We start from the raw sequence: 19,554 nt of genomic DNA, 5'->3' as shown, positions 1-19,554 counted from the left end.
TTTGGGAGCCTGGGAGGTTACGGTGCGACACAGAATAATGCTCAGTGCACCTTTGAATTGCGCGTGCTTTTCGGCTGTTGATCGAGGGTTTTTCGGGCGAGATCTGCCGCTTTTTCAGCATCAAGTTCGCCAGAGGCAATGCGCTCAAGTACAGACGCCATAATAGCGACAGACTGCCGGTAATCCGCAAACTCAGATTGAAAGGCGCTGTCTATGGCTTGATAAACCGCTTGAATTTTCTGTTCCCTGCTTCCGGAATCTGATGCTGTGTCGTTGATAGCTTTCAGGCAGGCGCGGGCAATGGTGATATAGCGATCAGTGTTCGGGTTATCTTTTTGCATTCTAGGTTTTCCGGGTATTGGGTATTGTTTGGTCTTGAGGAAATGTTGACGCCTGAATAGGCTACAAGTTCCGGATTATCGCATTGCTGGCAGGTTGTTTCATTGCTTTGCCGTAATTCACGGTTGAGGTGAGGCACGGGAGAATTACTGTGCTAGTCTAAATTGCGTTGTGTCGGGTAAAAATACAGTCGTCCAACATGATTTTAGAGTAATAGCTCTAACAAAAACAACGGGTTGCAGAGCAAAAGCTCTAAATAATTCCGATACATGAAGGTTGCAATTAAGTACAATGCCGTCCTTTATGGGTTGCCGTAAGACTTTGGTCTAAGGTGGTCGGCATGGATAGACAACAATAGAGCAACAAGCAGGGTGGATTATCAATGAATTATTTCCTGACCGGTGGTACTGGTTTTATTGGTCGTTTTCTAGTGGAAAAACTGCTGGCGCGTGGCGGTACCGTGCATCTGCTTGTAAGAGAGCAGTCTCAAGGTAAGCTTGATGCTCTCAGAGAAGGTTGGGGTGTCGATGAGTCTCGTGTAAAGGCTGTTGTTGGCGACCTCACGAGCAAGAATCTGGGCATTGACGCCAAAACGCTTAAAGCCTTGGCAGGAAAAGTCGATCACTTTTTCCATCTCGCGGCTGTCTACGATATGGGCGCCGATGAAGAAGCCCAGCAGGCCACGAACATCGAAGGCACCCGGTCAGCAGTGAATGCCGCTGCAGCCATGAAGGCAAAGCATTTTCATCACGTTTCTTCTATCGCTGCCGCTGGCTTGTTTAAGGGTATTTTCCGCGAAGACATGTTTGAAGAAGCGGAGAAGCTAGATCATCCGTACCTGATGACCAAACATGAATCCGAGAAGGTCGTGCGTGAAGAGTGCAAGGTGCCCTTCCGTATCTATCGGCCGGGCATGGTGATTGGCCATTCAGAAACCGGAGAAATGGACAAGATTGACGGTCCCTACTACTTCTTCAAGTTGATTCAGAAGATTCGTCGCACTCTGCCTCAGTGGGTGCCGACAATTGGTGTTGAAGGCGGTCGGCTGAATGTTGTTCCCGTCGATTTTGTGGTGAATGCAATGGATCACATTGCCCACCTTGAAGGCGAAGACGGAAACTGCTTCCATCTTGTGGATACCGACCCCTATAAAGTGGGAGAGATTCTCAATATTTTCTGCGAGGCGGGTCATGCTCCCAAGATGGGTATGCGCATTGATTCCCGCATGTTCGGGTTTATCCCGCCATTCATTCGCCAGAGCCTGAAGAACCTCCCGCCGGTTAAGCAGATTACGAGTGCAGTGCTGGATGATTTGGGTATTCCTCGCTCTGTGCTGTCCTTCATTAATTACCCCACGCGCTTTGATGCCCGTGAAACCGAGAGAGCACTCAAGGGAACGGGGATTGAAGTGCCCCGTCTTGAAGACTATGCGCCGGTAATCTGGGATTTCTGGGAGCGCAACCTCGACCCCGACCTGTTCAAAGATCGCACGTTGAAGGGCACGGTTAGTGGCAAGGTGTGTGTGATAACCGGCGCTACGTCCGGTATTGGCTTGGCTACGGCTGAAAAACTTGCAGACGCTGGCGCTATTTTGGTGATTGGCGCCCGTACAAAAGAAACGTTGGATGAAGTGAGTGCATCTTTGGAAGCAAGAGGCGGTAATGTGCACGCCTATCAGTGTGACTTCTCCGATATGGAAGATTGTGACCGGTTTGTGAAAACCGTTCTGGATAATCACGGTCATGTAGACGTGTTGGTGAATAATGCAGGCCGCTCCATCCGCCGTTCACTGTCATTGTCTTTTGATCGCTTCCACGATTTCGAGCGCACCATGCAGCTCAACTACTTCGGTTCAGTACGTCTGATTATGGGCTTCGCGCCTTCCATGTTGGAGCGCCGCCGTGGGCATGTGGTGAATATTTCGTCCATTGGTGTACTCACCAACGCGCCCCGGTTCTCGGCCTATGTGGCGTCTAAATCGGCGTTGGATGCGTTTAGCCGGTGTGCTGCGTCTGAATGGTCGGATCGTAACGTAACCTTTACCACCATCAACATGCCGTTGGTGAAAACTCCGATGATTGCCCCTACCAAGATCTACGACTCCGTGCCGACGCTTTCGCCGGAAGAGGCCGCCGACTTGGTGACTAACTCAATCATTGATCGCCCCAAGCGAGTCGCTACACGCCTTGGTATTACTGCTCAGGTGCTGCACGCACTGGCACCGAAGGTGGGCGAGATCGTTATGAACACGGGCTACCGCATGTTCCCGGACTCGGCTCAGGCTGCTGGTGGCAAGCCTACTGATAAGCCCAAGGTGTCTACAGAGCAGGTGGCATTCGCCGCAGTAATGCGAGGCATCCACTGGTAAGCGAAGTACTTACTAAAGCAATGAAGCAAAAAAACCCGCACAGCGGGTTTTTTTGTGGGTGTTAGGCGAGGTTATTGCTCACTTTCGTCCATCATAAACGGTGGCGGAAACCCACCCAAATCCAACCAGCGGTTAACGATTCCGCAAAACAAATCGGCTGTTTTTTCCGCATCATAAGCGGCTGAATGGGCTTCTTTGTTGCTGAATGGAATGCCAGCCAACTTGCAGGCTTGTGCGAGCACTGTATGGCCATAGGCCAGGCCCGCAAGGGTAGCTGTATCGAAGGTAGAGAAGGGATGAAACGGGTTGCGGTTAATCTCTGCTCGCTGTGCCGCTGCAAATACAAAGTTGTGGTCGAAAGTTGCGTTGTGTCCCACCAGCACGGCACGTTTGCAATCGTGTGCTTTGACCGCTTTGCGGATTGGTCGAAAGATCTCGCTAAGGCCTTCTCGCTCGGGAACGGCCTCCCGGTCCGGGTTCCACGGGTCAATGCCAGTGAAGTCCAATGCGGATTGCTCAAGATTGGCGCCTTCGAACGGGTCAATCTGTTGCAAATGCGTTTCGGCACGGTGTAAGCGACCGTCCTCGTCCATGGTGAGCATCACCGCAGCTATTTCCAGCAGAGCATCACGTTCCGGATTAAACCCGCCTGTTTCTACATCAACAACGACGGGTAAAAAGCCGCGAAATCTGCGGGACATGGGGTGCGATTGTCGGTTTTCTTCAGTCACTAAAGCTCCGGTCTTGGCCGTTTTCAGTAAGTCGGGGTGAGTTACGCTTGGCGCCAGTTAATGGTTTCGCCAGCTTTTAGCGGAACAATGGTACCACCGGCCAGTGGTAATTCGTCTGGCATGGTCCAGGGTTCTCTCACCAAAGTAATGGTATCGGTATTTCGCGGAAGACCATAGAAGTCTGCACCGTTAAAGCTGGCAAAGGCTTCCAGTTGGTCAAGAATGCCCAACTCTTCAAATAGATCCGCGTACAAGCCAATCGCGCCGTATGCGGAATAGCATCCTGCACAGCCGCACGCTGCTTCTTTTTTGTCTTTCGAGTGCGGTGCGGAATCTGTCCCTAGAAAGAATCTCTTATCTCCACTGGCAATCGCATCCCTTAGCGCTTGTTGATGTCGATTGCGTTTGAGGATCGGGAGGCAATACAGGTGCGGGCGTATGCCACCGACTAACATGTGGTTGCGGTTATACATCAGGTGCTGGGGCGTAAGCGTTGCAGCAAGGTTGTTGCCTTGATAATGCCGCACAAACTCCGCGGAATCCGCGGTTGTTATATGTTCAAGAACAACCTTGAGGCTAGGGAAGGCTTCCAGCGTGGGGGAAAGCACCCGCTCGAGGAAAACCTTCTCCCGGTCAAAAATATCAATATCCGCATCGGTAACCTCGCCATGAACAAGCAGCAGCATGCCGCACTCCGCCATGGCTTCAAGTACAGGATAGATATTCCGGATGTCTTGCACACCCGATGCAGAGTTAGTGGTCGCTCCTGCCGGGTAAAGCTTAGCCGCCACAACACCGTCGGCGCTTGCCTCAAGAATGTCCTGACGGGTTGTAGATTCTGTTAGGTAAAGTGTCATCAAGGGCCGGAAGCTTGTGCCTTTGGCCGCTGCCAGTATTCGATCCCGGTACGCTAAGGCTTCAGCGGCATTAGTTACGGGCGGGACCAGATTAGGCATGATGATCGCGCGCCCAAAACAGGCCGCCGTTGCGGGCACGACGTCTTTCAACACATCGCCGTCACGAACGTGAAGATGCCAGTCGTCGGGGCGTACAAGGGTAAGTTGTTCGGTCATGGGCTGGATTCCGCAATGCATTCTAATAGCTGGGATAAGAGGCGTTGAAGGCGCCTTCACTTTGGAAGGTACTTTGGCCCTTAAAAATTTGGCAGATTATAGCAGAAGGCGCCGGTGATTGTTTTTCCTGTGTTTGATTAAAGAACACCGGGGCTGTGCCGTTAAACATGGAAACCACGAAACATCCGTGAAGCAACGGTATGACTGTTATGGCACAGTTTTTCACTAAGCAAAGGCGGTACCGGCTCGGGACGCTGGCACTAGGCCTATTTCTGCCCAGTGCAATCTGGGCAGGAAGCTATGGCGCCGGGATTACAAATAGCCAGTGGTATCTTGCTGAATCTGTTTTCGAGTGCTCATTGGTGCATGAGGTTCCGGGCTTCGGGCGAGCTGTGTTCCGGCACAGGGCAGGTGAGGATTTGTCATTTTTTCTGGAGTCCGAATTTCACCTTATGCGTCCTGGGCAGGGTTCTCTGGTTGTTGAGGCACCGGCATGGCGGCCAGGCGTGGCTCCACGGCCTGTGGGGGTGGTTGATGTATCGGATGGGCGCCGGCAGGTATCTCTGGAAGCCCGGCAGTCGGTGATTCTTGCTCAAAGCCTTTTGGAGGGCATGCGCCCTACAGTTACCCGCGCCTCTTGGTACGACGGCAGCCCCGTTCGTGTGCAGGTATCTAACGTTAATTTCAACGGCCAGTACCAGCGCTACCGCGCGTGCGCTGCGAATTTATTGCCGGTGAATATTGATCAGATAGGCCGTTCGAGAGTGGCGTTTGCCAGTGGCAGCAAGAGCTTGTCTGCAGCCGATATGGAGTTGCTCGACAACATTGTGGCCTACCTGATGGCGGACTCCACGGTGGAACGGGTGTTTGTTGATGGGCATAGCGACAGAATTGGAAGTCGCATCGATAACCGGGCCTTGTCTGAAGAACGCGCCAATGTGGTTGCCGACTATTTGAAAAACCGTGGTATAGATCCAGATCTAATCACCGTCAGAGCCCATGGCGACCAGTACCCTGTATCCAGACGTCCTGCCGACAACCGGCGCACTACTATCCGTTTGCAACGGGAGGGTGATCGTCCCGGAATGCAGCAGGCCAACGGCTATGGTGGCTCTACTTCGGGTTAAGTTTTCGGGCGTGAGGGCTTTAAACCCAAAAACTTTCAGTAAACCGCACTCAGCACGTCCAGATGGGCATTCACGCTTTCAGCGAGCGCTTTTAAGTGATACCCGCCTTCCAGTGTTGAAATGATTCGGTCGTTACTGTGCTCATTCGCCACGCCTGCCAACATTTCCGTTAGCCAGCGGTAATCCTCTGTTTCCAGATTCAGTTCGGCCATCGGATCCAATCGATGGGCGTCAAATCCGGCGGATATCAAAATTACCTGAGGCTTAAAAGCGTTTAGCCGTTTTATCCATCCGGCTTCTACCTGCTTGCGGTACTCCGCGGAAGAGCACCCCGCTTCAATGGGGATGTTCACGATATTTTCGGCTTGCCGGTGCACGTGGGAATATGGAAATAAAGGGTGTTGGAAGCTTGAGCACATCAAGATGCGCTCGTCTCCACTGACAATATCCACAGTGCCATTCCCTTGATGCACATCAAAATCAATTATGGCCACTCGGTCAAGATGATGAAAATTGAGTGCGCGCATGGCTGCCAGAGCTATGTTGTTATAAAAACAAAAGCCCATCGACTTGGTGCGTTCGGCATGGTGGCCTGGAGGCCGTGCGCAGATGAACGCATTGGTAACCTGACTGCTCATGACCATATCCACCGCTTGGATGTTTGCACCGGCAGCCAATTTTGCCGCGCGCAGGGTGTCGGGCATCATGGCCGTATCCGGATCGGTGAATACCCGCCCTCTGGTGGGCTGCATCATGTCTAGCTGTTGCAGGTAGTTTTCGGGATGCACGCTTAACAGTTGGTCGCGTGTAATTTCTTCTGGCCGCACCCAGTCGAGTTTTTCTGCAATACCGGTATCGGCTATATAGCTGATGATGGCCGCCAGACGACCGGGACTTTCGGGGTGTTCTGGCCCCATGTCGTGTTTCATGCAGTCATCGTGGGAAAAAAATGCTGTGGTCATAAATTTCGAAACGTCCCGACTATACTTGTATTTTCTTCAATCTTATCAGGGATAATCTGATGGCGCCGAGTTTCTTTGGTCGTATAGTGGTAATCGGCATTTCACATCGGTTGATCAATGCATAAGATAGCTAAAACAACGTACCAAGGAGAGTCAGCGTGAGCACCCGATATCTGGAAAGTCTGTTTAATCCTGAGTCCGTTGCGTTGGTCGGGGCATCGGAGCGGGCGGGCAACCTTGGTGGTATGGTGTTGCGAAACCTGATGAGTGGCGGCTATCCGGGCAAGCTTTTGGTGGTTAACCAGAGGGATTACGAAAATGTTCATGGCGTACCTTGTGTCAAAAATATTTCCAAAATGGAGTTTACGCCAGATCTAGCCATTGTCTGTACGCCACCGGATACAGTTGCTAAAACCATCCGGCGCTTGGGTGAGGCGGGCGTGCGTACAGCAATTGTGATGACCGGCGGTATGTCCCGTACCCACAGTAAAACCGGCCAGCCTTTGATGTACTCGGTGCGGGATGCGGCGAGGGAAACCGGCATTAGAGTCTTGGGTCCCAATACCATCGGTTTGATGGTCCCGGCCAGAAGTTTGAATGCCACCTATGCGCACATGGGGGTGCTTCCCGGCCGCGTGGCGTTCGTGGGCCAGTCTGGCACTATTGCCAGTTCAGTTATCGATTGGGCCTTTGCACGGGGGGTTGGTTTTTCCTATTTTCTCACCCTCGGCGACGGCATGGACATAGATCATGACGACCTAATTGACTACCTCGCCCAAGACTCCCAAACCCGAGCTATTCTCCTGCACATTGAACACATTCCAAATGCACGACGCTTTATGTCCGCCGTGCGAGTGGCCTCGAGAACTAAGCCGGTCATTGCCGTTAAATCTGGCCGGGTGCCAGAGTCCGAGTGGCTAACTCACGAGCTACCGGATGGCATAAGGCGAAGCGATCCCATATATGACGCCATGCTCCAGCGCGCCGGTGTGCTGCGTGTTGATGGTCTGGGGCAAATGTTCGACGCTCTGGAAACGCTTACCCGCATGCGGCCTTTGCGCAGGGAAACCCTTGCTATTTTAGCTAATGGTGTGGGGCCGGGTGTTCTTGCAGTGGATCGGCTGGCGGATCTCGGAGGCGAGCTTGCAGACTTGTCCGAGTCCAGCATTAGGTCTCTTGCTGAGCTTCTACCGCCCTATTGGACACGCAAAAATCCCATCGACCTTAACTATGATGCGTCACCGGAGCTATATGGCAATGCCATCAAGATTCTGGCTAAGGATCCCGAAGTAGCCAACGTGCTGGTAATGTACGCGCCTAGTTTGACCGAAGACAGCTTGCAGATTGCTGATGCTGTAGTGCAGGCGGCAAAGGGCACGCGGCTTAATATTTTCACCTGTTGGCTGGGGCAGAGCACGGTCATGGAAGCCCGTGATGAATTTTATCGCGCCGGGCTGCCTTCGTTTTTTAATCCGGAAAAAGCGGTTGTTGCTTTTATGCAGCATGTTCGGCACCAGCGTATCCAGCGCTTGCTGACGGAAACCCCCGAGTCGTTTACGGATCATTTCTCGGATTACGCAAAACCACGTCGATTGGTAATGAATGCGTTGCGCTCAGGCCGCAAGCACTTGTCGAGCCGTGAAGCCCGTGAAGTGATCTGCGATTATGGTATCAATACCATCGAGACGATTTACTGCGAAGACGTAGAAGAAGTACTCGAGGCCTTTTCCATAGAGCGCCGCCCCGTGGACGTAACCCTTGTGCACGAGCAAGCCTGTCACCCGTTTGTGACCTTGACGGTTGCCCAGCGCCGCTACAAGGGTAAGGTTCAGAAGCTGAGTAGTGAGGCTGCGATTATTGATGCCTGCCAGTTCCTGATGGAGGAGTACCAGAAGCATTTCCCGAACAGTGGTTTTCTCGGTTTTGCCATGCAGCGTTCCTATCAGCACATTGGTGGTATTGAATTCAGTGTAGGGATTACCAGAGATGCCCAGTTTGGGCCTTTGGTGGTTTGCGGTGCGTCTGGTGCCCATATCAATGTGATGACAGACCGCCAGATAGCCTTGCCACCGTTGAACATGGTCCTCGCAAGAGAGCTGCTGCGCCGGACCTATATGTTTAAGTTGCTTCGTGAGCATAGCTTGAAGCCGGAGGCAGATATCCGAGCAGTAGCAGAAACCTTGGTTACCCTGTCCCAGATTGTTATTGATATACCTGAAATCCGGGGTCTGGAGATTTCACCCTTGTTGTTCAATGAGCAGGGTGCTGTAGCGGTTAACGTGGCCATTAATCTATCGGAAACGCGTGGCCAGCCAATTATCCAGCCTTACCCGAGAGAACTTGAGGAGTGGCTGGTATTACCCAAATCCGGTCGAAGGGTGATTATCCGCCCGGTTCTGGCAGAGGATGAGCCCTCCCACCGGGTTTTCCATGAGCTTCAATCGCCCGAATCCATTCGCTATCGTTTTTTTCAGTATCGTAAACACTTCACTCGGGAGGACGTCGCTCAGATGGTACAGATCGACTACGACCGGGAAATGGTTTTTATCGCCAACGCGCCAAGAGAAGACGGGGAAGGGGATGAAACTCTGGGCACTGTGCGCACCTGGACAGATGCGGACAACCTTCAGTGCGAGTTTGCCGTAATGGTTCACGATAAAATGAAGGGCGAGGGGCTTGGTGTCGCCCTAATGCAGAAGATGATTGATTACTGCCGCGCTCGTGGCACGGTTGAAATGGTGGGGAATGTGCTAGCGGACAATCGGCCGATGCTGCAGTTGGCTGAGCACATGGGGTTTGAAGTGAAATATAACGTTGAAGAAGAGGTTATGGATTTGCGGCTGGTGCTGAACGAGCCGGAAAATGACTGGCAGAAAGAGCGGTTAGGGAAAAGTGCCCACTGAGGCCTTCTTAGAAAGGCCCCAGCGTTGCCCATAAGCTAAAGTTATTACTCTTCAACAATGGCCGAACGGTCTTCGCCGCCCATGGCTTCTAGCAAGCCCGGAATCAGTTTGGACAGTTCCAGCGTCATGAGTGTGAAGGCTGCGTCAAACTTTGCAACAGCGTCGTCCACATCCACATCGTCGAGCTGTTCTTGAAGTGTTTCACCAAATTTCAGTCGGCGAATGCCCATTTCCTCGTCAAGAACGAAGGACACGTTGTCATCCCAGGTTAAAGCAAGTTTGGTAACTTCCATCCCGGCTTCCAAGTGATTGCGAATTTCATCCGCTTTCAAATCCAGCCCTTTACAGCGGACCACGCCGCCATCTTCCGATGGGTCTTTTAGCTCACACTCATCCCCAAGTACTACACTACTTGGCAGGTCAATGGACTCGTTCAACCAGCCCGTAAAGGTAAATATGGGCGATTGCTCCAGTACAGGTGGGCGCACCGGTAGGGACCCCAGACTTTTGCGCAGCGTTGAAGCCATATCTTCCGCTTGCTTTGCGGAGCCTGCATCAACCACGAGAACGCCGTCTTTCGGCGCCAGATATGCAAAGCTGCGTCGGTTGCGAGAAAACGCCTGGGGCAGCATTTCAAGCATCACCTGCTCTTTAATTTCTTCCTTTTCTTTGCGGCGAACTTTGCGGCCTTGTTCATGCTCTATGGCTTCGGCTTTTTCTTCAACCGCATCTTTAATTACGGGGCCGGGCAGAATTTTCTCTTCTTTGCGCAAGGCAATCAGATGATAACCGTTGGCACTGTGAACCAGTAGTTCACCGTGTTTGCCCAGTGGCGGAACCCATCCTTGACGAGCGGTTTCTTGTGGGCCACAGGGTTTGAACGCATCGGCGCTGAGTTTTTCTTCCAGCTCTTCAGAAGAAATATCAAATGGCTTGGTAAAACGGAAAACGCGGGCGTTGCGAAACCACATCAGGCTTGATCCTTGTCTTTCATATTTGGATAACTTCTACGAGCACTGTTTTAACGATAAAGCCGAAAACACCCGCCCCCAGCACTGTAAACAGGGCGATGGTACCAAACTTTCCGGCCTGTGATTTCTTAGCCAAATCCCAAACGATAAAACCCATCCAACCAATAAGGCCGGTCAGAAGCACCATCATGGCGATCTGGGAAAATACTGCTTCATTCATGATTTACTCCGATTTAACTCTGGGTTGGGTGTCTCTTCTGTTTAATGCTCATCCCTTAGGAAAACCCAGTTATTTTTATCGGATTGGTCTTCGCTGAAATAGTAACCATCAAGGTCAAAACCCTTGAGGTCGTTTGCATTGGTAATACGATTCAGGATGGCGTAGCGGCACATGAGGCCACGGGCTTTCTTAGCGTAAAAGCTGATTATCTTGTACTGGCCATTCTTCCAATCCTTGAAGTGGGGAGTAATTATCTGTCCTTCAAGGTCTTTCTTTTTAATACTTTTAAAGTATTCGTTCGAAGCCAAATTAACTAACACTTCGTCGTCGCTTTCTAGCAAACGGTTTATCTCTTGCGTAAGGCGGTCACCCCAAAATGCATAGAGATCCTTGCCCCGTTTATTCTCAAACTTGGTGCCCATTTCCAAACGGTATGGCTGCATCAGGTCGAGGGGCTTGAGAATGCCATAAAGCCCGGACAGCATGCGTAGGTGCTTTTGGGCAAAGTTGAAGTCTTGTTCGCTGAAACTTTCCGCGTCTAGCCCAGTGTAAACGTCGCCTTTAAATGCCAGAACAGCCTGACGGGCGTTTTCGGGCGAGAATGGTGTGTGCCAGTTTTGGAATCGTTCGGCATTCAACTGGCCCAGCTTATCGCTGACGCTCATCAGATTGCTGACCTGATGCGGCTCCAGCTCTTTGAGTTGGTCAATCAGTTCGCAGGCGTCATCCAGAAAGTCTGGCTGGGTATAGGTTTCCGTTGCCAATGGGCTCTCGTAATCGAGAGTTTTAGCAGGTGAGATAACCATCAACATGTCAGATAATTCCTCATTGCAGAAACGTAAGTAGCTGTTCCCGGGTAAATGGCCAGTTGAGTTCTTCCCCGGTGTCGTTGCGGCGAAGAACGGGAATTCGTGTACCGTAGCGCTCTACCAACTCTTCAGATTGTGCGATGTCCACTACGTCCACTGGTATCGGTACTGGCATAGGTGTGCTCACTAGCAGGGCTTCTGCCAGTTCACACAGGTGGCATTGGGATGTCGTGTAAAAAAGTAGTTCCATTACTTTGGCTGGGCATCCAATTTCTGGCCGTTCACACCTTCACTGTCTTTACCCATCAGGTACAGATAAATGGGCATCAACTCTTCCGGCGCCGGGTTTTGCTGCGGGTTTTCTGCCGGGTAGGCGTGGGCTCGCATGTTGGTTCTGGTGGCACCCGGGTTCAGGCTGTTTACCCGAATGTTATGGCGCTCGTCGTCCAGTTCATCAGCCAGAAGTTGGCTCAGGCCTTCAACCGCAAACTTGGAAACCGCATAGGCGCCCCAATAGGCTCTTGCCTGTCTGCCAACACCCGAAGATGTGAAGATAACAGAAGCCGCGTCAGACATGCGCAGCAGCGGGATCATCGCTCGGCTCAGCAAGAATGGCGCCGTGGCGTTTACTTGCATAACCTTGTTCCAGGTTTCTGGATCGTACATTTCCACCGGGCTACGGTCGCCAAGAATACCGGCGTTGTGCAGAAGGCCGTCGAGTTTCCCGAAGTTGTCTTCCAGAGTCATGGCCAGTTCTTCGTAATCTTTTACCGCTGCGCCTTCGAAATTCATTGGCACTATGGCCGGTTTCGGGTGCCCGGCAGCTTCGATTTCGTCATAAACCGTTTCCAGTTTGCCCACAGTTCTGCCTACAAGAATCACTGTGGCACCATGGGCGGCATAGGTTTTTGCGGCGGTACGGCCAATGCCGCTGCCCGCACCGGTCACCATGATGATGCGGTCTTTCAGCAGATCAGCGGGTGCCTTGTAATCTTGCATAACCTGTCTCCGTAGCAGACTGGGGTTTATCAAAGTCTGTCAAAATGGCCCGTTTTAGAAGCGCGCTATTGTAACAGCTTTGCGAGATGGTTCACGGTGTCGGCAATAAAGTCTGCTTGCCATAGGTCAACGGTTTCTGGCTCTTCTATGTAGCCGTAACGTACGGCAATGGTTTTCATACGCGCATTACGACCAGCCTGGATGTCACGTTCGTGGTCGCCTACATACATCGCATGCTCCGGATCTGCGCCGATTTGTTTGCAGGCGAGAAATAGGGCTTCCGGGTGCGGTTTGCGGTCAGTGACATGGTCTGGGCACACCAGCGCTGCGCAACGCTCTGCCAAGCCAAGAGCTTGAACCAGCGGCTCGGCAAAGCGCACCGGTTTGTTGGTAACGATTCCCCAGGGAATTCCCCGCTGCTCTAGCGATTGGAGCAGTGCGTCCATGCCCTCGAAAAGCCGGGTCTCAACGGCAACGCCCGCTTCATACAAATCTAGAAAGGCTGTGTGCTTGTTAAGATAATCCGGATGGTCTGGCTCTAGCCCAAACCCCACACGCACCATCGCCCGGGCGCCATTGGAAACAGACCTGCGTATGTGGTCTGCCGGAAGCGCCGGAAGCCCGTGCTGCTGGCGCATCTCGTTTAGGCAGCGGATAAAGTCCGGCGCTGTATCAATCAGGGTGCCATCCAGATCGAACAGAACAGTTGAAGGTTGGTCAGTCTTCACGGGTATCCCGGGCGTGCATCAGGTAGTTAACGTCTACATCACGGCCAAGCTTGTAGGTGCGGGTAATGGGGTTATAGGTCATGCCTGTGAGTTCGCGCACCTCCAGTCCTGCATGGCGCAGGTGATCTGACATCTCCGATGGCCGGATGAATTTCTTCCATTCGTGAGTGCCTTTGGGGAGCATGTTTAGGACGTACTCGGCACCCACAATCGCAAACAAAAAAGATTTTGGATTGCGATTGATGGTTGATACAAACATGTGTCCGCCCGGTTTGAGTAGGGTTGAGCAGGCTTTGATAACCGAGGCAGGGTCGGGCACATGTTCTAGCATTTCCAGACAGGTAACGGCATCGTACTGGCCAGCGTGCTCGGGGTCCCGTGCCAGCTCTTCAACGGTGATTTGCCGGTAGTCTACCTTGATTCCGCTTTCCAGACCGTGCAACCGCGCCACCGCCAAAGGTGCCTCCCCCATATCTATACCGGTTACATGGGCGCCGCGCAGAGCCATGCCTTCGGAGAGCAGCCCGCCACCACAGCCAATGTCTGCTACTCGTTTGCCAGCAAGCGATACGCGCTCATCAATATAGTTGAGGCGCAAGGGGTTAATATCGTGCAGCGGTTTAAACTCGCTGGTGGGGTCCCACCAGCGGCTGGCAAGGGCTTCAAACTTCGCAATTTCGTTACGGTCAACGTTCTGATTTGTCATCTTGTCTTCTGCCTGGTCAATCTGTCGAAACTCGGTTAGTCAGCCTGTTGCTTGCGAATTTTTTCCGCCCAGCCTGCAACACGAAGCATTAGATCCGGTACATCTATACGCGTTAACTTGCCATCCTGTACTTGAGGTACGCCGTTAATCCAGCTATGGGTTACTGCGCGCCCATGGTTGCTATAAACAAGATGGGAGGCTGGGTCATAAACCGGCTGAATAAATGGATCACTTAGGTCGATGGCGATAATGTCGGCGAGTTTCCCCGCTACTAGCGACCCCAACTCATGTTCCCGCCCCAGAGCTCTGGCTCCATTAAGGGTGGCCATATGCAAAGCTTTGTGGGCTGAAAGTGCCGCGGCATCACTGGCAACCACCTTCGCGACCATGGCGGCCGTACGGGTTTCAGCAAACAGATCCAGATCATTGTTGCTGGCGGCACCGTCTGTTCCAATGGTGAGGTTAACACCGCTTTCCATTAACTTGTGGGCAGGGCATAAGCCGCTAGCGAGCTTTAGGTTGGACTCCGGGCAGTGAACGATGTGTGCGCCTGTGCCTGCAACAAGTGCAATGTCAGAATCGATAAGTTGAGTCATGTGAACGCATTGGGTTCGGTCACTAAGGGCGCCAAGTTCCGCAAGCCTTTCGATAGGGCGTTTCCCTTCCTTCTCTATAGCTTCTGCTACTTCGAATGCGGTTTCATGCAAATGGATCTGGATACGTGCGCCGGTTTTCCCGGAAAGCTCTATAGCCTTGCTCAGCGGTCCATCCGACACAGTGTAGGGCGCATGCGGGCCAATCGCGGGCATAATGTAATCATCGCCTCGCCACTCATCGATCAGCGCCTCGCCCTTGCTCAAGTATTCGTCAGGCCCTGAACCCCACACAGTCGGGAAGTCCAGCAAAGGAAAGCAAACTTGCGCACGCATGCCCGTGTCATGTGCCATTTGGGCGACAATTTCCGGGAAGAAATACATGTCTGAGAAAGTAGTCGTGCCGGTTCTCAGCATTTCCGCCATGGCGAGTTGCGTACCGTCTGCAATGAATTGTTCGCTAACAAAACGGCCTTCAGCAGGCCAGATATGATCGTTTAACCAAGTCATTAGCGGTAAATCGTCTGCCATGCCGCGAAACAGTGACATAGCTGCATGGCCATGCATGTTGATCAACCCTGGCATAACCACATGGTGGGGCAGGTTAATAGTCTCTCGGGTGCGAAACTCGCGATCTGCTTGCGCCACAGGTATAACGGCAGCAATCTTGGTGCCCTGTATGATCACGGCTTGATGCTCAAGCACCACTCCGTATGGTTCAATCGGAATCAGCCAGCGAGCGTTGATGCGAATATCGGCTGCAGTGATAGTATCTGCCGTCATTAACCCTGCCTTGCAGTGCCGGCGACGAATGCCATAGAGCATATAAACAGAGCACGAGGCCGCCGGACGATAAAATGTAGCCCGGAAGTATAACCGTTATACTGGCCGTTTTCAGCGTTATGAAAGCGGAGCCAGACGATGAATAGTTCCAAAGAATCCCAGTTTTCACCCACGCCTTCTTCTGGCACCCAATCTAGTGGCACCGTAGCACTGCGGTGGCTTGGTGCCAGCTTAGAGTTACTGGATCAACGCTTGCTTCCCGTTCAGGAACAGTGGCTAACTCTGACGACCGCATCCGGCGTTTCGCAGTGCATTCGAGATATGGTTGTTCGCGGTGCCCCTGCGATTGGTATCAGCTCGGCTTATGGTGTCGCTCTGGCTGCGCGGCAGGCAACAGCAAGCGATTGGCGCGCTCAAATACAAGAGGCTATCCGTGATTTAGCAGCGTCGAGGCCGACAGCCGTTAACTTGTTCTGGGCCTTGCAGCGCATGGAGCGGGTGTTTGTCGGTTGCAGCACACTCAGTGAAGCGCTGGCGCGATTGGAGGATGAAGCGGTTGCCATTCATCAGGAGGATCTTGCGGCAAATCTAACCATGGCGGATTACGCGCTTGAAGCGATGGGGTTTTCTGCCAGCGCGGAGGGTACCGCTCAAGTGTCGGTTCTGACTCACTGCAATACAGGCGCGCTCGCAACCGGTGGCTATGGTACTGCGCTGGGTGTTATTCGTCGGCTGCATGAGAAAAACCTGCTGAAGCAAGTGTATGCAGACGAGACCCGGCCCTGGCTTCAGGGTAGCCGCCTTACCGCTTGGGAGCTGATGCGAGATGGTATTCCGGTAACCCTGAATGCCGATGGCGCCGCAGCCGCCATTCTTGCCGCGGGCGAGGTTCGATGGGTTATTGTGGGTGCCGACCGGATTACCGCCAACGGCGATGTGGCCAACAAAATTGGCACGTATAGCCTCGCTGTGCTGGCAAGACACCACAAAGTCGGGTTTATGGTTGTTGCACCTTCCACTACCGTGGATATGGATTTGCAGTCTGGTGCAGATATTCCTATTGAAGAGCGAGATGGCACTGAGGTTCGTGAGATAAGGGGCATACCGCTGGCGCCGGAGGGAGTGTCGGTGTTCAATCCAGTATTTGATGTGACGCCAGCGAGCTTGATTGACCTGATCGTTACCGAAAAAGGTGTAGTGCGGAACCCGGATATAACCGCGATGCGAAACCTATTTGGTTGATGGCTTTTTGCCAGCAGCGGTGCTTTTCTCTGGCGACGTTCCCTGCTGGTTTGCGAAGGCTTCGCGGAGCTCGGCAACCTGCTTTTCTTGATCCTCTGCAAAGTGCAGAGACATCTCGAAGCTTTGCCGCGTAAAATCCAGAACCTTACGAAAGCCTTCATCCGATAGGGTTCTTGCGGAGTCGTGGCGGCGGAAAATGTTGATAAACTCCCGCTCTCGCTCAAACTGTAACGGAACTCTAGCCACACCCCAATCGTTGAGAATCTGCCAAACCTCCGGGTTATAGTTCCGGGTGGTGCGCATAATAAACGGGATAGGGTCATTTCGTGCTATCAGGGCGGTTAGGCGAAGGATCAACTCAAACGACAGTGTAGCTGTGCCGTTTTCGATGGCCTCAAGTACAGACTTATCGCGGAGATCGAGGGCTTCGCTCATTTCTGACAGCGTAAGCCCGGCCACTTCTCGGATATCCTTCAGCGACTGGCCAGCTGCCAGCATGGCACGGAGCTGATCTTGAGAGTTGATCAGAGCCCGACCTACGCGCAAAGACTTATCGGTGGCGCGTGCTCCAAAGCGGAAGGCCGAACCTGTAATGCTGGCAAGACGGTCGAGAATGCCGTCTGGCGCTTTTTCCGATGCCGTCGGTTTGCGCAGTACCTCCACTTCTTCTTGCGAGCGCATGGCGTGCAAGGCATCCAGCAGCATGTCCTGTAAAGCTCGGGCTTTGTTCTGATGCTCCTGCTCGTTGGTTACAGGCTTGCCTGACTTTTGGCTCATTACAGCGCGTCTGCCTGAGCCGCGAATTGTTGCGGGGTAAGGATAGAAGCCATGCGTTTATCCAACTCGAGCATGTCCGCCATAATGTCGCCGCCTTCGCGAATAACAAAATCTAACTCATCATTTCCAGACCCGAGATCGGCAGCTTGCTGATCTTGCCAGTCTTCGAGTTCATCGAGAGACTCGAAAGGCTCTTCACCCCGCAGTTCCCTGCGAGCATTTGCAATGGTCAGTCGGGTGCGTTCGATCTGTTCCTGCTGGATAGTGCGCTCGTCCAAATTAAGACTTACGGTATCCCGTTGGCGTTGCTCTTTCAGGAAATCGATTTCCTTTTGAAGGAGCCTGAAATCCGGGCTCTTGGCAAAACGATCATCATGGCGTTTGCGGAGTTCCTCAATAATGCCACTGAAATCAAAATACCGGGTATGGGGAACCGCATCAATTTGATCCCAGGGTAGAGCGTGATCCAGAGCGTCTTCGCCGATACGGGTTTTATCAATACGAGTGGGGATCTCGATATCCGGAATCACACCTTTATGTTGGGTTGAGCCACCAGATACCCGGTAGAACTTGGACTGGGTAATCTTGAGTTGGCCATGATTGAGGGGACGAACGGCCTGTACGGTACCTTTGCCAAAGGTTTGCGAGCCGACGACCAAGCCGCGACCGTAATCCTGAATGGCACCTGCAAATATCTCGGACGCCGATGCGCTCATACGGTTGGTGAGCACCACCAAAGGCCCGTCGTAGGCAACGGAAGCATCGTCGTCGCTGAGCACCTGAACTTCGTTGTTCGAGTTGCGAATTTGTACGGTGGGGCCGGTGTCGATAAATAAGCCGACTAGATCATTGGCCTCGTGCAGAGCACCACCGCCATTATTGCGCAAATCCATAACTAGCCCGTCTACGCCGTCTTGTTGCAGCTCTTCAATCAATTTTCGCACGTCACGGGTTGTGCTCTTGTAGTTGGGGTCGCCAGCCTGCATAGCCCGGAAGTCAGCGTAGAAGGTTGGAATGGTGATTACTCCAACGGTGTACTTTTCGCCATTGCGGTCAAACTCAATCGTATCTTTGCTAGCGCTTTGTTCTTCCAGCTTAACTTCGTCGCGGTTGATGGAAATGGACTTGGTCAGGGTTTCGTCGGTTGCACTAGCGGGCACAACTTCAAGTGTAACTACGGAGTTGCGGGGGCCGCGGATAAGGTCCACTACTTCATCCAAGCGCCAGCCAATCACGTTAACCGGCTTTTCGCCTTCCTGTGCAACGGAGACAATTCTGTCTGCGGGTTTAAGTTGGCCTTGCTTGGATGCAGGCCCCCCGGGAACCAGACGGACAACTTTTGTATATTCGTTGTCCGCTTGCAGAACCGCGCCTATGCCCTCAAGAGAGAGGCTCATATTAATGTTGAAGTTTTCAGAGGTTCGCGGTGAAAAATATGAAGTATGCGGATCCCACATGCCAGCAAATGCATTCATGTAGGCCTGAAACGCGTCTTCGCTGCGGGCTTGATAAGCGCGCTTTAGCTGGCCCTCGTACCGTCGTTTAAGCGTATCTTTAATCGCTTCGTCGTCACTGCCGTTGAGGCGTTGAGCCAGTACAGCATTTTTGATGCGTTTCACCCACAAGGCATCCAGTGCTTTTTTGTCTGGCTCCCATTCAGCTTCAGAGCGGTCAAGCAAAATGCTCTCATTAGCAGTGAAGTCCAGATTTTCGATGCCCTCATCAAGAGTGCTCAGCGCGAACTGTAGGCGCTCTATAATGCGCTGCTGAACCAGATTGTAGATATCAAACCCAGGCTGCAGTTGGCCGGTTTTAAGGGCCGATCCGAGGCGGTTTCTGACTTTGGACAGCACCTCAACATCGCTTCCGGTAAGATAGACCCGCTGCCCGTCGAGATAATCCAGATAAGCGTCAAACACGTCACCAGAAAGCTTGTCACTGATACCCAAGTCGCGAAAGTGGGTGAACTGCAGTTGCCGTGCAATAAGAATGTTGGCGCGTGCCTGATCAATTGTTGGCGCAACCGGCGTATAGACCTCCGGTTCCACGGCTTTTGCTTGGGCTGCGAAAGGTGCTGACAGAAGCAGGGCGATGGTGAGCGCTTTACATACACCTATCCTGCCAGTCTTGTACGGCATGTGACGAACAGATGATTTTTTCGCGATGGTCATAAAAACATACCTGACGATGCTGGGTACCCGCCAGACAGAACTGGAGCCGGTT

Annotated in this window: 18 protein-coding genes; 4 read left to right on the top strand and 14 right to left on the bottom strand. The window is 52.6% G+C overall.

Features of this window, described 5'->3' with window-relative positions:
* Positions 1-41: 41 nt before the first annotated feature.
* On the bottom strand, positions 42-341 hold the full coding sequence (locus FE845_RS13540) for a hypothetical protein (protein ID WP_200365536.1): 300 nt from the start codon (positions 339-341) through the stop codon (positions 42-44).
* A 380-nt stretch (positions 342-721) separates the two neighbouring features.
* Between FE845_RS13540 and FE845_RS13535 the strand changes: the two genes are divergently transcribed.
* Entirely contained in the window at positions 722-2,707 is a 1,986-nt protein-coding gene (locus FE845_RS13535; protein ID WP_200365534.1) for an SDR family oxidoreductase, read from the top strand.
* A gap of 71 nt (positions 2,708-2,778) precedes the next feature.
* On the opposite strand, the gene rnt is transcribed toward FE845_RS13535, so the two are convergent.
* Entirely contained in the window at positions 2,779-3,438 is a 660-nt protein-coding gene (gene rnt / locus FE845_RS13530) for a ribonuclease T (RefSeq protein WP_200365532.1), read from the bottom strand.
* Positions 3,439-3,479: 41 nt separating this feature from the next.
* Positions 3,480-4,511 carry a dihydroorotase gene (pyrC, locus tag FE845_RS13525; protein ID WP_200365530.1) on the bottom strand — a complete coding sequence of 344 codons (1,032 nt, stop codon included), beginning with the start codon at positions 4,509-4,511 and terminating at the stop codon, positions 3,480-3,482.
* Positions 4,512-4,720: 209 nt separating this feature from the next.
* On the opposite strand from pyrC, the gene FE845_RS13520 reads away from it, so the two are divergent.
* Positions 4,721-5,638: a flagellar protein MotY gene (locus FE845_RS13520; protein ID WP_200365903.1), complete on the top strand. Its 918-nt coding sequence runs from the start codon at positions 4,721-4,723 to the stop codon at positions 5,636-5,638.
* 35 nt (positions 5,639-5,673) lie between these two features.
* Here FE845_RS13520 and FE845_RS13515 read toward each other — a convergent pair whose 3' ends face one another.
* A complete protein-coding gene (locus FE845_RS13515; protein WP_200365528.1) occupies positions 5,674-6,600 on the bottom strand; it encodes a histone deacetylase family protein in 927 nt (308 codons plus the stop codon).
* A gap of 158 nt (positions 6,601-6,758) precedes the next feature.
* Here FE845_RS13515 and FE845_RS13510 point away from each other — a divergent pair, with 158 nt between their 5' ends.
* Positions 6,759-9,503, top strand: a complete 2,745-nt coding sequence (locus FE845_RS13510; protein ID WP_200365526.1) for a GNAT family N-acetyltransferase — start codon at positions 6,759-6,761, stop codon at positions 9,501-9,503.
* A gap of 44 nt (positions 9,504-9,547) precedes the next feature.
* On the opposite strand, the gene rdgC is transcribed toward FE845_RS13510, so the two are convergent.
* The 8 genes from rdgC to FE845_RS13470 all read right to left on the bottom strand — a co-directional run bounded on the left by rdgC (position 9,548) and on the right by FE845_RS13470 (position 15,312).
* Positions 9,548-10,474: a recombination-associated protein RdgC gene (gene rdgC, locus FE845_RS13505; protein WP_200365524.1), complete on the bottom strand. Its 927-nt coding sequence runs from the start codon at positions 10,472-10,474 to the stop codon at positions 9,548-9,550.
* A 19-nt stretch (positions 10,475-10,493) separates the two neighbouring features.
* Positions 10,494-10,694: a DUF2788 domain-containing protein gene (locus FE845_RS13500; RefSeq protein WP_200365522.1), complete on the bottom strand. Its 201-nt coding sequence runs from the start codon at positions 10,692-10,694 to the stop codon at positions 10,494-10,496.
* Positions 10,695-10,735: 41 nt separating this feature from the next.
* Positions 10,736-11,506, bottom strand: a complete 771-nt coding sequence (gene yaaA / locus FE845_RS13495) for a peroxide stress protein YaaA (RefSeq protein ID WP_200365520.1) — start codon at positions 11,504-11,506, stop codon at positions 10,736-10,738.
* A gap of 13 nt (positions 11,507-11,519) precedes the next feature.
* A complete protein-coding gene (locus FE845_RS13490; protein WP_200365518.1) occupies positions 11,520-11,753 on the bottom strand; it encodes a glutaredoxin family protein in 234 nt (77 codons plus the stop codon).
* Positions 11,753-12,502, bottom strand: a complete 750-nt coding sequence (locus FE845_RS13485) for a YciK family oxidoreductase (RefSeq protein ID WP_200365515.1) — start codon at positions 12,500-12,502, stop codon at positions 11,753-11,755. Before FE845_RS13485 ends, FE845_RS13490 begins: the two co-directional genes overlap by 1 nt.
* Before the next feature lie 65 nt (positions 12,503-12,567).
* Positions 12,568-13,230 carry an HAD family hydrolase gene (locus FE845_RS13480; protein WP_200365513.1) on the bottom strand — a complete coding sequence of 221 codons (663 nt, stop codon included), beginning with the start codon at positions 13,228-13,230 and terminating at the stop codon, positions 12,568-12,570.
* Entirely contained in the window at positions 13,220-13,936 is a 717-nt protein-coding gene (ubiG, locus tag FE845_RS13475; protein ID WP_200365511.1) for a bifunctional 2-polyprenyl-6-hydroxyphenol methylase/3-demethylubiquinol 3-O-methyltransferase UbiG, read from the bottom strand. The genes FE845_RS13480 and ubiG overlap by 11 nt, the downstream gene beginning before the upstream one ends.
* Positions 13,937-13,971: 35 nt before the next feature.
* On the bottom strand, positions 13,972-15,312 hold the full coding sequence (locus FE845_RS13470) for a TRZ/ATZ family hydrolase (protein WP_200365509.1): 1,341 nt from the start codon (positions 15,310-15,312) through the stop codon (positions 13,972-13,974).
* Between the two features lie 138 nt (positions 15,313-15,450).
* Here FE845_RS13470 and mtnA point away from each other — a divergent pair, with 138 nt between their 5' ends.
* A complete protein-coding gene (gene mtnA / locus FE845_RS13465) occupies positions 15,451-16,554 on the top strand; it encodes an S-methyl-5-thioribose-1-phosphate isomerase (protein ID WP_200365507.1) in 1,104 nt (367 codons plus the stop codon).
* Here mtnA and FE845_RS13460 read toward each other — a convergent pair.
* The gene (locus FE845_RS13460) at positions 16,543-17,331 is read right to left on the bottom strand and encodes a helix-turn-helix domain-containing protein (protein ID WP_200365505.1); all 789 of its coding nucleotides are present in this window, start codon (positions 17,329-17,331) and stop codon (positions 16,543-16,545) included. The two genes, mtnA and FE845_RS13460, sit on opposite strands and share 12 nt — an antisense overlap.
* A complete protein-coding gene (locus FE845_RS13455; protein WP_200365503.1) occupies positions 17,331-19,502 on the bottom strand; it encodes a carboxy terminal-processing peptidase in 2,172 nt (723 codons plus the stop codon). Before FE845_RS13455 ends, FE845_RS13460 begins: the two co-directional genes overlap by 1 nt.
* Positions 19,503-19,554 lie beyond the last annotated feature (52 nt).

This window comes from Marinobacter sp. 1-4A (genome assembly GCF_016597725.1).
Lineage (GTDB): Bacteria > Pseudomonadota > Gammaproteobacteria > Pseudomonadales > Oleiphilaceae > Marinobacter.
The sequence above is the reverse complement of the archived record's forward strand: the minus strand, read 5'-3'. Positions and strand labels throughout refer to the sequence as shown.

Bases quoted from the DNA above. Each gene is read 5' to 3' on its own strand.
- FE845_RS13540 (WP_200365536.1), bottom strand. From the start codon at position 341: ATGCAAAAAGATAACCCGAACACTGATCGCTATATCACCATTGCCCGC.
- FE845_RS13535 (WP_200365534.1), top strand. From the start codon at position 722: ATGAATTATTTCCTGACCGGTGGTACTGGTTTTATTGGTCGTTTTCTA.
- pyrC (WP_200365530.1), bottom strand. From the start codon at position 4,511: ATGACCGAACAACTTACCCTTGTACGCCCCGACGACTGGCATCTTCAC.
- FE845_RS13520 (WP_200365903.1), top strand. From the start codon at position 4,721: ATGGCACAGTTTTTCACTAAGCAAAGGCGGTACCGGCTCGGGACGCTG.
- FE845_RS13515 (WP_200365528.1), bottom strand. From the start codon at position 6,600: ATGACCACAGCATTTTTTTCCCACGATGACTGCATGAAACACGACATG.
- rdgC (WP_200365524.1), bottom strand. From the start codon at position 10,474: ATGTGGTTTCGCAACGCCCGCGTTTTCCGTTTTACCAAGCCATTTGAT.
- FE845_RS13500 (WP_200365522.1), bottom strand. From the start codon at position 10,694: ATGAATGAAGCAGTATTTTCCCAGATCGCCATGATGGTGCTTCTGACC.
- yaaA (WP_200365520.1), bottom strand. From the start codon at position 11,506: ATGTTGATGGTTATCTCACCTGCTAAAACTCTCGATTACGAGAGCCCA.
- FE845_RS13490 (WP_200365518.1), bottom strand. From the start codon at position 11,753: ATGGAACTACTTTTTTACACGACATCCCAATGCCACCTGTGTGAACTG.
- FE845_RS13485 (WP_200365515.1), bottom strand. From the start codon at position 12,502: ATGCAAGATTACAAGGCACCCGCTGATCTGCTGAAAGACCGCATCATC.
- ubiG (WP_200365511.1), bottom strand. From the start codon at position 13,936: ATGACAAATCAGAACGTTGACCGTAACGAAATTGCGAAGTTTGAAGCC.
- FE845_RS13470 (WP_200365509.1), bottom strand. From the start codon at position 15,312: ATGACGGCAGATACTATCACTGCAGCCGATATTCGCATCAACGCTCGC.
- mtnA (WP_200365507.1), top strand. From the start codon at position 15,451: ATGAATAGTTCCAAAGAATCCCAGTTTTCACCCACGCCTTCTTCTGGC.
- FE845_RS13460 (WP_200365505.1), bottom strand. From the start codon at position 17,331: ATGAGCCAAAAGTCAGGCAAGCCTGTAACCAACGAGCAGGAGCATCAG.
- FE845_RS13455 (WP_200365503.1), bottom strand. From the start codon at position 19,502: ATGACCATCGCGAAAAAATCATCTGTTCGTCACATGCCGTACAAGACT.